General features: G+C 34.2%; 14 protein-coding genes and 1 pseudogene. 5 read left to right on the top strand and 10 right to left on the bottom strand.

Annotation, left to right across the window (positions count from 1 at the left end):
- Positions 1-54 precede the first annotated feature (54 nt).
- Both ASF10_RS12045 and ASF10_RS12050 read right to left on the bottom strand, forming a co-directional pair.
- Positions 55-687, bottom strand: coding sequence for a hypothetical protein (locus ASF10_RS12045; RefSeq protein ID WP_035688669.1), 633 nt, complete (start codon positions 685-687; stop codon positions 55-57).
- Positions 688-1,321: 634 nt separating this feature from the next.
- Entirely contained in the window at positions 1,322-2,020 is a 699-nt protein-coding gene (locus tag ASF10_RS12050; protein ID WP_056249447.1) for an IS1 family transposase, read from the bottom strand.
- A gap of 138 nt (positions 2,021-2,158) precedes the next feature.
- Between ASF10_RS12050 and ASF10_RS12055 the strand changes: the two are divergent.
- A pseudogene (locus tag ASF10_RS12055) lies at positions 2,159-2,467 on the top strand (ferrochelatase); the annotation flags it as partial.
- 40 nt (positions 2,468-2,507) lie between these two features.
- On the opposite strand, the gene ASF10_RS12060 reads toward ASF10_RS12055, so the two are convergent.
- A complete protein-coding gene (locus ASF10_RS12060) occupies positions 2,508-2,885 on the bottom strand; it encodes a hypothetical protein (RefSeq protein ID WP_056249452.1) in 378 nt (125 codons plus the stop codon).
- A 276-nt stretch (positions 2,886-3,161) separates the two neighbouring features.
- On the opposite strand from ASF10_RS12060, the gene ASF10_RS12065 reads away from it, so the two are divergent.
- Positions 3,162-3,443 (top strand): hypothetical protein, encoded by a 282-nt coding sequence (locus ASF10_RS12065; RefSeq protein WP_056249455.1) that lies wholly within the window; start codon positions 3,162-3,164, stop codon positions 3,441-3,443.
- A gap of 79 nt (positions 3,444-3,522) precedes the next feature.
- On the opposite strand, the gene ASF10_RS23935 is transcribed toward ASF10_RS12065, so the two are convergent.
- From ASF10_RS23935 to ASF10_RS12085, 5 genes are read right to left on the bottom strand one after another with little or no spacing between them, the layout of a single operon-like run.
- A complete protein-coding gene (locus tag ASF10_RS23935; protein ID WP_395393710.1) occupies positions 3,523-3,612 on the bottom strand; it encodes a DUF2256 domain-containing protein in 90 nt (29 codons plus the stop codon).
- Between the two features lie 33 nt (positions 3,613-3,645).
- Positions 3,646-5,049: a cryptochrome/deoxyribodipyrimidine photo-lyase family protein gene (locus ASF10_RS12070; protein WP_241774945.1), complete on the bottom strand. Its 1,404-nt coding sequence runs from the start codon at positions 5,047-5,049 to the stop codon at positions 3,646-3,648.
- A 20-nt stretch (positions 5,050-5,069) separates the two neighbouring features.
- Positions 5,070-5,720, bottom strand: coding sequence for a flavin reductase family protein (locus ASF10_RS12075; RefSeq protein ID WP_117611375.1), 651 nt, complete (start codon positions 5,718-5,720; stop codon positions 5,070-5,072).
- A 30-nt stretch (positions 5,721-5,750) separates the two neighbouring features.
- Complete coding sequence (locus ASF10_RS12080) at positions 5,751-6,152, bottom strand: DUF2452 domain-containing protein (RefSeq protein WP_317039044.1); 402 nt, start codon at positions 6,150-6,152, stop codon at positions 5,751-5,753.
- Positions 6,153-6,167: 15 nt separating this feature from the next.
- Positions 6,168-6,473, bottom strand: a complete 306-nt coding sequence (locus tag ASF10_RS12085) for a TIGR03643 family protein (protein WP_056249458.1) — start codon at positions 6,471-6,473, stop codon at positions 6,168-6,170.
- A gap of 505 nt (positions 6,474-6,978) precedes the next feature.
- On the opposite strand from ASF10_RS12085, the gene ASF10_RS12090 reads away from it, so the two are divergent.
- Positions 6,979-7,533, top strand: coding sequence for a fasciclin domain-containing protein (locus tag ASF10_RS12090; protein ID WP_056249461.1), 555 nt, complete (start codon positions 6,979-6,981; stop codon positions 7,531-7,533).
- A gap of 1,254 nt (positions 7,534-8,787) precedes the next feature.
- On the opposite strand, the gene ASF10_RS12095 is transcribed toward ASF10_RS12090, so the two are convergent.
- Positions 8,788-9,213, bottom strand: coding sequence for a nuclear transport factor 2 family protein (locus tag ASF10_RS12095; RefSeq protein ID WP_056249463.1), 426 nt, complete (start codon positions 9,211-9,213; stop codon positions 8,788-8,790).
- Between the two features lie 118 nt (positions 9,214-9,331).
- Between ASF10_RS12095 and ASF10_RS12100 the strand changes: the two genes are divergently transcribed.
- A complete protein-coding gene (locus ASF10_RS12100; RefSeq protein ID WP_056249465.1) occupies positions 9,332-9,691 on the top strand; it encodes a winged helix-turn-helix transcriptional regulator in 360 nt (119 codons plus the stop codon).
- A 318-nt stretch (positions 9,692-10,009) separates the two neighbouring features.
- Here the strand turns inward: ASF10_RS12100 and ASF10_RS12105 are convergent, their stop codons facing one another.
- Positions 10,010-11,485, bottom strand: a complete 1,476-nt coding sequence (locus ASF10_RS12105; RefSeq protein ID WP_056249469.1) for a ComEC/Rec2 family competence protein — start codon at positions 11,483-11,485, stop codon at positions 10,010-10,012.
- Positions 11,486-11,825: 340 nt separating this feature from the next.
- Here ASF10_RS12105 and ASF10_RS12110 point away from each other — a divergent pair, with 340 nt between their 5' ends.
- A complete protein-coding gene (locus ASF10_RS12110) occupies positions 11,826-12,197 on the top strand; it encodes a single-stranded DNA-binding protein (protein WP_056249472.1) in 372 nt (123 codons plus the stop codon).
- Positions 12,198-12,257: the final 60 nt, after the last annotated feature.

Raw genomic sequence — 12,257 nt, forward strand, 5'->3', positions numbered from 1 at the left:
TGAATTTTGCACTTCAGCCCGCCTGACGCAAAACCCTTGTTAGCGGTAGTGCTTTTATACTCCAAGTTTATTCAATATTTTATTCATTTCTACAAATTGTTCTTCGTTATTAGAAGCATAAATTAAGTCATAATAATCAGTATTTCTCTGAACTGCAATTACATCGTTTTCAAAATTCCCATAAAATTCAATACCAATCCATTGTGAGAATGAAAAGTCTCGTTTTTTAAAGTTCTCTTTAATAATTTTAAGTTCTTCGTCATTTATATATGCAAATTCATCTGAACTAAATTGAAGAGCAAAAACAGCTTGAAGATTTGCCATTGCTTTTAAAAAATCAGTTAACAAATTTGTTTCTTTACTCCATTCCTGTTCTTCATAGCTCATATAAACTGGTGGATTGTCAATATTTAAGTCATTTTTGTCAATTCCCCAAACACAAGCCCATTGATTTTCAACGTAAAAAATTAGAAAATCTTTATTTTTAGACAATTTTAATTTTTGGGGTTCGATAAGTTGGTCTTGGGTGTTGTTTAGTTCTTTTATTTTCCCCAATTGCGAATAATAGTCAGAAAGAACTTTTGGAATATTCTCACAAATATTTTTAAACACAAAAATTTCCTCTTCTGAAAATCCGTTTTTTTCAGTTATGCCAAAAAGTTGTTTTATTTCTTTAAATTCTGTCATTTTCTTATCGTTCGGTGTTTTGCCAGCATTACCGCTAACTTGTATATATGTCTGACTATATCAGACTTATACACCCTAAATTAGGGTGCTATGTCTGACAAATGTCAGTATTTATTTGTTTTCAAAAATAGGATTTTTATTTCATAAACCACCAAACGGACTTTTATTTATTGGATACTTTTCATATTAACATTAATGTAAATTTCGGTGCTCTTGCTACATTTATGAATTGGTGGGAACGCACTCTAACTAACAGTGATATTACATTCAAACAGCAAAATTAGACATCCATTTAAAATCTTTAAATCTTCCAACAAAAGGTTCGAATTTTGTAGCATCAGGATCTGTATTTAATAATATTTATATTGACAGTTATCGGATTTGAACCGAAAAATTTAATATTGCTTGATATTTATTTTATTTAAATCATCCACAAAATGGTTCGAGAATTGTCCCGTTAGGGCTACAAGGTTAAAGCAAAAGCCTGAAAAATCAAGATTTTTCAGGCTTTTTTGCCGTTTGATAAATTTTATTTCAATTTCTTAAAAATCTAAACGCCCTGTATTTTCAAGGAAAAATGGTTCGAGTCTCGTTAGGGTAAATTATTCAACAAGATATTTAACTATTTAAAAAATCAAGTCCAAAAATAAATCTTTAAAACAGCAGTAAAAACAACTAAACTTTTACTGAAACAGATTGTCCGTCTGTTTAATCTTTTAAGATGAGTTCTGAGTGTCAAATTTTTCCTTTCAATATGGTTTGTCCCAAAACGTTTTACTGAATGTAGTTTCTCTTCGATCAAATATCGATAGTTTTTTAATCTGTCCGTAAATATCTTTTTGGCATCAGATAATTTTAGAGTTTCCAGAACACGGTTCAGCGTTTTATTGGTTCGTTTCCCAACATTAAAACTCACAACTTTTTTAGAATTCTTTTCCAATGCATAAACCAGCCAGATATAATTTTTCTTGTGTCTGATATAAGTGCACAGCTCATAAACTTCATAAGTTTTGCCTTTGCTGATAATTGGTTTAGTAATACTGCTGGCAATTGATACGATTCTTTTCAATAATGTTGTAGTAGAAATATTTAATATTCTTGCCGTGCTTCTTATTCCTAATCCCTCTTTGGTTAATTGGATAATCTTTTTGTTTGTATTTAATTTGTAAGCTTGATTTGTAAAACTTTCTATAAAACGGTGACAGCACATTTTACAGTAGTACTGCTGTTTATAATTTTTAGTCCTCCCATTTTTAACAACCTTTTTCTCGTTACATTTTGGACAATTTACATCATCACTAACTCTGGAACACCATGTCGAATTTTTACTCATTTTAGCTCATTTAAGGCAATATTAAAACAAAAAAGATGAGCATTACTTCTCATCTTTAAATTATTTTTTGCTCATATTTATTCTATTTCAATACGTTACAAATGTTAGATCTCATATCACTAACTTTGAAACACTACCAAATTATTAGGTCTCCCAGAAGGTAAATACAGCTTAACTTTCCAGTCCCGATTGGCTGGAGATAAATGGCTGGAGCCTTATACCGATATTGAAATTGATAAAATGCCGGCAAAAGGAATTAAAAATCTGGCTGTGGTAACACCGGCTTTCGTTTCGGATTGTTTAGAAACGCTCGAAGAAATCGCCATGCGTGCCAGAGAAGATTTTGAGAAAAATGGAGGAGAAAATTTCTTGGCCGTTCCTTGTTTGAATGACGACGACCAGTGGTGCCAGACTGTTGGTAACTGGATTAATGACTGGGCTGAATAATACTAAAATAGCAATATCGAGATATTGGACCTCCCATCATTCATATATCCGTTCGTCTCTTTTTACAAATGAACTTCGATAATTCTTCTGTCGAAGCATTCAGTGATTCGGCAGATTGAATAATTAAAAGTAAAATTTCTTTCAACTCATTATTTCCAAGATTTATATCTTCACACAACAATTTTGAAAGCCCCAGGATATTGGCAACGGACTTTCTAACCTTGTGAGAAATTGCAAACATCATCTGCTCTAAACCACTGTTAAATTCTTCCATGTTCAACTCCTTTTCTTTTTCTCTGATGTTCAAATTTACATTGGCAATTTTTAAATCTTTGGTACATCTTTGCAATTCTTCGTGATTAAAAATAAGTTCTTGCTTTGCTTTTTTTAACTTATCTAATATAATATCCTGATCCATAATTTACGATTAATAAAGTTAGTTAAAAGTATAACATTTAAAACGACTTTTCTTACCTAAGCACGTCTAACATCAATTAGATTCTAAATTCCCCGTTTTTTATTTCGATGTTTTTTATTAATTGATTTTGATAGTTAAAAAAAATATTTTAAAAAGTAAATATTTACTCTGGAAAGTAATTTTGTTTAATATTCTAAATTCTGCACTAATTATCTTGGTAACTTTTTTAAGTTTTAAAATAGAATTATTTTGCATAATTTTAAGTAAAACTATTTTATGTATAACAAGTTTAATATTTCTGAAATCATTCTTAATATACTGGCGCAAAACCCTGAGAAAATTTACTCTTTTGAAGATTTAACTAGTATGCTTATTCCTTATCTTGATCAATCGCTGCAAGAGAGTTTACTTATCCAAAGGTCAAATCAGGCAAAAGTTTTAGACGCATTAATAATGCTAGATAGTGAAGATTTTATTATTCTAGATTCAGCTACAGATGCAAGCATTATAACTATTAAGGGACTAATAAATATAAGAAACAAAAGCTTTCTAAATTGATAAACAGTCTTTTTTGACTTTCTAAATATATTACCCATTAATACCTTTGTTAAAGAACTAGTGCCAGTATAAATATCATTTATCTGCTTATTCTGCATTTATCACTGCAATATTTCACTTCGTTCCAGATTTTTTCCCATTTTTTTCTCCACGCAAACGGTCTCTGCAAACAATGCAGATTTTAGTGGGCAGGTTTTGTTTTTTAACTCCTCTCATTTTTTTGTTTATTTCTAAAACTCCAAACAATATCACTGGCGTATTTTCGAGTTTGTTCTATGTCAACTATAGGCTCTGGATAATCTCTTCCTAATTCGCATTTGTAAAATTGCTGCTCAATAAGATTTAATTTCCATGGTTCATGAATTAATTGTGGTGGAATTTCAGCCAGCTCAGGCAGCCATTTCTTTATAAATATGCCCTCTGAATCGTGCTGCTGTGAATTTTTTACGGGATTATAAATTCTAATGGTATTGCCTGTTGTTGTACCGGCCTGCATCTGAATCTGCGGATAATGAATTCCGGTTTCATAATCTAAAAACTGTCTTGCCAAGAAATGAAGGTCCCGCCAGTCCTGCCACAAATTGAATGTAAAAAAGGAAACCAGCATCGCTCGCATTCTAAAGTTGATATAACCTGTCTGGACTAAACATCGCATACAGGCATCAACAATAGGAACGCCAGTTTTACATTCCTGCCAGGCTTTTATATAGATTTCGTTTTTTGGTTTGACCAAGGAATCGTAATCTTTGTTTATATTTTCAAATTCAATTTGACAGTCATTTTCAAATTTTTGCATAAAATGGCAATGCCAGTGAAGTCTGGAAACAAAATTTAGCATGGCTCTTTTGTTGTATGATGTTTCATAAAACTGATTGGTATATTTATACACCATTCGCATGCTTATGTTTCCGTAGGTTAAATAGGGAGATAAACGGCTACAGCCTTTTCTGCTTAAACCGGGTTTGGAAATATGTTTGCTGTAATTTACATGTCTCTCTTTTGCAAAACTCTCTAAGTACCGCCAGGCCCAATATTCGCCCCCGTGTTGAAAGTTTTCATTTCTCTCTGTTATTTCATCAGAAAGTGTTTCTCCTTTTAAATTTTGATAAAAATCAGGATCTAAATTTTCAAATTTAAAAGTATTCAGGTCAATCATTTTAGGAATTGCGCGCATTGTTTCTTCCCAGCGCTTATCCCAATCTTGTTTTGATCGCAGCTTTCTGATAACACCATGGAGCTGAGATTGTTTCCAAAGAATTTTATGATCATCAAAAAAAAACTGCATGGCAATATCCCTGTCAAAAGTAACTTTGTTGCCAATTTCCTGATGCGAAAACACTGTTTGAACCTCATAAAGACTGCATAAGTGCTCAAAAACAGTCTGGACTTCGTTATGAAAATAATAAATCTGCGCAGCAAATGATTTTAATTTAGACTGCATTTCCTTTAAGGATTCATAAACAAACCGCCAATGACGGACATCAGCATCATCGCAAGCCATTATTGAGGGTTCAAAAAAATAAACCAAAAGAAGAGGGATATTTTCCTGCTGTGCCATAAAAAGAGGTTCGTGATCTGTAAAACGGAGATCACGTTTGAACCACATAATATTTATCTTTTTTTTATTCAACTTTTAAGCAGTGATGTAATTTCCTTATCGGGCTTTGCATAGCTTAATCGGTCTAACTGCATGGTTTTATGATAGCTGTCCAGACCGGAACAAGTAACGGTATTGGCTTTTTCTAAATCGAGGAAACCATCCTTAGACAAGCAGTCTTCGGGAATAAAAATCTGGACTATTTCCCCGATAATCATAGTAGTATTATTGATTGAAATGGCTGTTTTTTCTTTAAATTTAATGCCTAACTGTACGTTGCTTTCGAGCACAAAAGGAGCTGGAAAGTTATTTTTATATTCCGCACTGAGTCCTGCAGCATCAAATTCTGAAATTTCTTTATTGTATCTCGCTGATGTCTGATGTGCCTGCTGGTAGATCTGTTCATTGATATGATTAATGGTATAGAATCCTGTATCTAAAATATTTCTCATGGTATCACGCTCGGGCGGGCTGGGGCGAAAAATCATACCTATTAATGGAGGATTTGCTCCAATATGAAAAAAAGAACTAAAAATGGATAAATTAGTATCTCCCTGTACATCAGAAGTTCCTACCAATGCCACACTTTTAAAACCGCCTAAACTATTGATTAAATGCACGGCAGTTTGCTTTTCCATTTTTTCCAGATCACTGGTTTTAAAATTTATTTTGTTTTTCATTAGTAGAAATTTATTAAAAAATACAACTTTTCAATTGATGAGTATCCATTTTTTATCACTGTTAAGTCTAAAAGTAGCAATATGTTGCTTATTCCATTCTTTGGGTCCTATAAGTGAGAGAAAATCAAAACCGTCTGCATCTTTATATAAGTGATATATTTCACCTACAATAGGTTCAAAAGAAAATCTGGCATTGTATACCAATTCATTCCATTGGAATTCTTCGATTAAATCCTGGTATTGCATTTTTAGTTCATTGAATTTACTTTCAAACTCTTTGTTTACCTTATTTAGGCCCATGCCTTTCCATCCTGCTAAATCATCTGCTTTTATTACCGGTGCACCAACACTTGTAGCATATGGCAATAGGCTTGCATTATAACCATGCTCAGAAGAAAATACTACATTATCGGGTTTATCTTTTTTTATCATCTTCGAATATTTTTATTAACGCTTAGATATTTTATTATTTGAAATTGCTCTTTGCCTGTTACATTTAAATCTGTCTATTGTTTCGGCTCTCTTTGCAACGTGTTTTGTTTTACAATTTTCAACGCGAATGCGCCATAATTTATAACTGCTGAATTTTAGCTCTTTTTTCATTAAAGCTTTCACATCGGCTTCTGAAAGATGAAATTGAAATTTTATTGCATCAAAAGGTGTTCGGTCTTCCCATGCCATTTCTATAATTCTATCGATCTGAATTTCATTCAATACACCATTATCGATTTTTACAATGATTGACTTTATCATACATTTTGTTTAACAGTTATTAAATACCATTAAACAAAAATAGTACTTTTACAGTTATGAGAGAATTGATAATACATTAAATCTTAAACCAATAGATATAATCTAAAAGATGGGAAGAATTTCTATTTTATAAATTGATAAAAAATCCAGGCCACAATTCTTTATTTCAAGAATTCCAGCTTTTAAGTACTTAAAAGGGCTAAAAGAATAACATTTGATTTTTAAAGTTTATAATCAATTGATTAAAATTACTTAATTGAAAACTTGGAGTACCAAAGATAAAGAAGAAGAAATTTAGGCTATACATTACATGTTTGCTTTGATTTTGAATACAACAGCGAAATTATTTTGACAAAAGTAAATTGCACAAAAAATATTACTTCAAAATACTCATCCATAATACCTTTTACTTAGTCCGATTTTATTTTACTTTATTTTTTGACTTCTTTTAAAACCAAAAAGAATATTAAAGCGTAAATGACTTTATAACTTAAAAAAAGTAATTATGAAAACTAGAAAATTTTTAGCAGCCGCAATCCTGGCATTAGGATTTGGATTTACATCATTTGCACAAAAAACTGTAATGGTTGGTGGAGCTGCTATGTATCCTAATAAAAATATTATAGAAAATGCGGTAAACTCAAAGGATCATACCACCTTGGTAGCAGCAGTAAAAGCAGCAGGATTAGTTGAAACTTTACAAGGTAAAGGGCCATTTACTGTTTTTGCACCAACAAATGAAGCATTTAGTAAATTGCCGGCTGGAACTGTTGAAACATTATTGAAACCTGAGAATATTAAATCATTACAAACCATATTGACATATCATGTAGTGGCCGGTAAAATGAATAGTTCTGATATTGCAAAAGCAATAAAAGCTGGTAAAGGAAAAGCTGCTTTAAAAACAGTGAGCGGCGGAACTCTAACTGCCTGGATGGATGGAAAAGATTTGTACATTAGCGACGAAAGCGGCAATAAGGCTAAAGTTACAATTTCAGATGTAAATCAATCTAATGGTGTTATACATGTAGTGGACACAGTACTGCTTCCAAAAATGTAATTTGCTGAAAATAAATTACAATTATATAAAAAGCCCTGAAATTTCAGGGCTTTTTATATAATTACTATGCGATACAATAATAATAGTCGATTGTAAAAGAGATTCTGCTTAACATTTTATTGCCAGCTCAAAACTTTAAAGATATGGAGCTGATATCTTTTTTTATAAAAAATTAAGGGCTGTCTCATTTTACTTTAAATAAATTAAAATTATAAGATTGCAATTTATGGTAAAATCATATATAAAACTATACATTTTTTCATCAATCCCCAACAGGACATCTAAACCAAATTGTTGAAGCCATCTTAAGACAGGTCCTACATCCAGTAAGCCAATCTCTTCAAATCTTCGATAAATTTTATAGAAATTTGTCCTGTTCCTGTCCCCCGACAAGATATACAAATTACCCAATCTCTAAAAAAGAACTTTAATATATATATATTTTCCTCATGAGTTTTCGTTTTCAAATCTAGAAATAATGTAATCATATTTAAAACTGTAAATATGTTTAACGAAAAGTTCAATCTGAAAAATCTGTGTAAGTGACAATTCTATTTAACCGTAAATATTAAGTATTTTTGGTATATTTGTAATACAAAAAAGAATAATACTGCTGTCAGTTATTCGTTAGTGTTTTTATTTTTGTGCATGATTTATTGAAATAGTAAAATTGAATTTGGGTGCAGAATCGGTGCATTAGGTTCGAGACATTTATAAATACGTAGCAAAGACGGGGTCTAAACACATAAAGTTCGAATCCTGCTCTCCCCACAAAAAGGGTAAAAAAAGTAAAAAAGTCACTTTTTCAATCTTTTCAAAAACCCGCAAAAAACGTGGTAAAACCTGCAAATCCTAGGATTCGCAGGTTTTTTTCTTTTATACTGCTTTTCAATTTTTTTAAAACCGCCCTAAATTTCTATGGCAGAATCGTGGCACTTTTGTCCTGGAGTGGATACCTTTTTTGCCACAAAAAAGTATGGCAGTTTTTTCGAGATATTTCACCAGCCTAAGTTTTGTGGCAGAATCGTGGTGCGCAACTTTTCAGGTGCTCCTTAATTCCTTAAAGTCAAACTCTTTCCTTATCGAGGTTCGAATGGCAGAGCCACTATAACGACAAAAACTTCAGAGAAATCTTGAGCTATCTTTCTATTATCTCATTGCTCATGTGTTTAAAAATAATATTTCATGATATATAAAAAAGACACTTACAATAAATGTAAATGTCTTTTTTTATTATAACTATCAGGTCAATTGTTATACAAAAGCATCTAAGATCCAAGCTGGATTCCAATACTCCTTAAAATTAGCTATCTTATTACCGCTCATTGTTATACGGGCGATGAACAATTGATTGTATGCTTTGCCAGTTGAAGTAGCCAAAGCGCTTCCTTGAAACTCAACATAAAAAACATCAGGGTTGTAAGTTGCACTGAAGTTAAAATCAGTGAAGTTCCAATTGGTGGCTCCCTTTACTACATTTTCTATGTACGCTGCAATTTCCTCACGGCCTTCTATCTTTGTAGCAAAAGGCGCCGGCGCATATGGATATTCTTGTACGGCATCTTCTGTAAACAAATTAGCATAGTCTTGTTTACTCATGCCGTCTGTAAACATCGAAAGATGCTTATGGAATACGTTCTCTGCATTGATCTTGTTCTCTTCATTAATGATTGCTGTCATATCATTTTGTATTTAATAGATTATAAATTATACTCGATTTTCTATTGGCAAAGCTACTGGGAAATTCACTAATTTTGTATTGAGTTACATTTAGGATACCGGTAACAAAAAGAATATCATGGCAAAAAAGAATCACTGTTTAATACCTGCAACAGATCGGGAATGTAAAATTGCTATACTCACGCTTCAGGATACATTACATGTAGTAGGCGGAAAATGGAAACTTGTTCTCATTTCTATATTGAGAGGAGGAAAACTAAAATTCAGGGAACTATCGAGAGAAGCTGGAATATCTTCACGGATATTATCCAAAGAATTAAAAGAAATGGAAATGAATGGTCTAGTTACACGCACTGTACGCGATACAAGCCCAATAACGGTTGAGTATGAGCTGACACCTTACAGTGATACACTATCTGAATTGATCACCGTCATGCATTCCTGGGGCAAGCAGCATCGTGAAAAAATTACAGGATAAATTTGATTGGAATTGCCTTCAATTTTGCTACAAAAAGCTAACGCGGTTTTTAACGATATTTAATCATTCTAAGTTTATGGCAAAATCGTGGCACCTGGCATTTTTGAGAATTACAAAGTCAGCAAAATTAAGTACTGCCGAGTTTAGGTTCGAAGCTATTATACGCACATTTTAGAACAGATACCCTTGTCAGGGAAAAAAAATGCGTCTGCCTAAATTTTATTACTGCACCTAAGTTTTTTAGTTAAGATAAAAAGAAACACCGCTGATTTGGCGATGTTCCTTCATTAATCCTTTGGTATCCCATTGATTTGCAGACTAAAATCTTGATTCAAAAGTCTTAATTTCCCAGCTGCTGTTGCCTTCGTTTAAAACAGCACACAATATTTTATTACCATCCGTGCGCACATTCACCAATCCATAAACAAATTTGTCTGCCACACGCAGTTTGGAGAGAGCTGTAGTTTTGTCCTCTGCGTTAAGCCCTCCCGATTTAGTCTGTTTATAGGAAACTTGTATTTTCTTCTCATCCAAAAGACTTATATCAAAAATACTGCCCTGATGCTGATAATCTTTATAACTGACTTTATATGGATTGCCTATTTTAAGGCTTCTGGAAATCTCTGTACTGTAGATCATTGGTGTGAGTAACTTGTCGCCTGAAATTTTTCTAAATCCTGTAGCGCCTGATGCGCCAACTATATTTGGTCTTGGATGGGCATGTGTTTCATCGTCGCCTGATGAAATAATGGTAGCCGCCGCCTGAACATACTGAAGAAAATTATAGGAGCAGTCATCGCTTCCATGGTGGCAGGACTTAACCACATCGGCCGCCAGCTCCTGGGTGCTGCCGGCAAGTGCTTCCACAATATACTGCTGGCTTTTCTGGTTCAGGTCGCCTGTAAGCAGGATCCTGCTCCTGCCGTAATCCAAACGCAGCAGCACCGAATTTCCATTAGTGTTCTGGGAAGGGGTTTTAAAATCTTTAAGCGCTGGTTTGCCCTGAACAGTAGTCTCGATGGGTCCGAGTATTTTAATGGCCAAAGGATTGTCGGTTTCGTAACCCGGCAGGTAATCAAAGTTCTTTTTAGGGTTGTAGGAAAGTCTTTTGCAGGGTGCTTGGGTCTCTTTGATACATTTCATAAACTCCGCCCATTCACCTTGCAGTATATATTCCTCTCCACTAAGCCCCTGAATAATGGAATCCCTGTCATCCAGCAGGGACTTAATATAACCATTCTCTATTTTTCCCAAGCTTCTCTCTCCATTTTTTTTCCACCATCCCGCGCCGGCATGATAAAAATTCTTAATTTCAACACTAGTACAATCCAGTTCTGTATTTTCCGCGGCATTGATAAGGTCCCATAAGCCGCCGTAATGGTCTGCATCGCTATGGCTGCAGATCATTTCATCAATTACGATCTTCTGCTGCTTATAATCCACCGCAAACTTCCAATCTACAAAATCAGCCGCGCTTTTACCATGCGGCTGCATCTTACGGGTATAGCCCCCGTCAATTAAGATATGTTTTCGCTCCGGGGTTACGATCAGTATCCCATCTCCCTGTCCAACATCAATAAAATAGAGTTCCAGAAGCGGTTTGTCCCCTAGATATTTAGGATCAATATAACCCGATGGTGCCCATCTGCTGTGCACTTTCAAAAGACCATTCTGAGGGATAGGGTCCAAGATTTCAACACGGTCTCCCCAAAGCAGTTCAATAAGAACATCCTGTCCGTCGCTTGCCTTGTAGACTTTAGCTGTTTCTGATTTTAAATATTTGATCGTCTCCATAATTCCAACATTGGTTAAAAGATTGATTTTCAGTTAAAAACACCCTCAAATCTACAGCTTTACATTTATTTTTCACTGCGTATAATTACTCATTTTCAATTAATTAGATAAAATATTTCAATTCAAAACGGGTTAAAAGGGCAGCCAAAGTAGTGCCCGCCCTTACCTGCATGCGCATAACGGCTCTTCGCCGCCCTTCGGGACTTATAGCACTCCGGCTCGGTATCCGGACACTGGTCTTCTGCTTTCTTTTTTCCCGTTTTTTCTTTTGAAAAATTTCATTTGCGCAGGTACGGGGGAAGAAAAACAAAAGATAAGTATTCACTAAAAATTTTATGTCATGGAAATCACAGGACGAATTGTAAAAGATGCCTCAGTTTTTAAAGTAAAAGAAAACCGTGAGGTGGTAAACTTCTCCATAGCAGTCAACGACAGCTATAAACCCAAAGGAAGCACCGAAACTAAAAAAATTGTAACCTATATCGACTGTTCGTATTGGATGAGCGCAGGACTGGCACAGTGGCTGAAAAAAGGAACTTTAGTACAGCTCTTCGGGCGCATCGGGCTCAATGTCTATATCGGGAATGACGCTCAGGCGCACGGCTCACTGACCTTTCATACATCAGATATTAAGATACTGGTATTTGCGCAAACGGATAATAATACCCATACTGGAAAAACCGGTCAATTTGACCACCTAATTCCGGACTAAATTGACCACCCGTTCCGGAGCAAACTGACCACCTAATTCCGGAGCAAATTGACCACCAAG

It is taken from the genome of Flavobacterium sp. Leaf82, assembly GCF_001422725.1.
In the GTDB taxonomy this organism is placed as follows: Bacteria; Bacteroidota; Bacteroidia; order Flavobacteriales; family Flavobacteriaceae; genus Flavobacterium.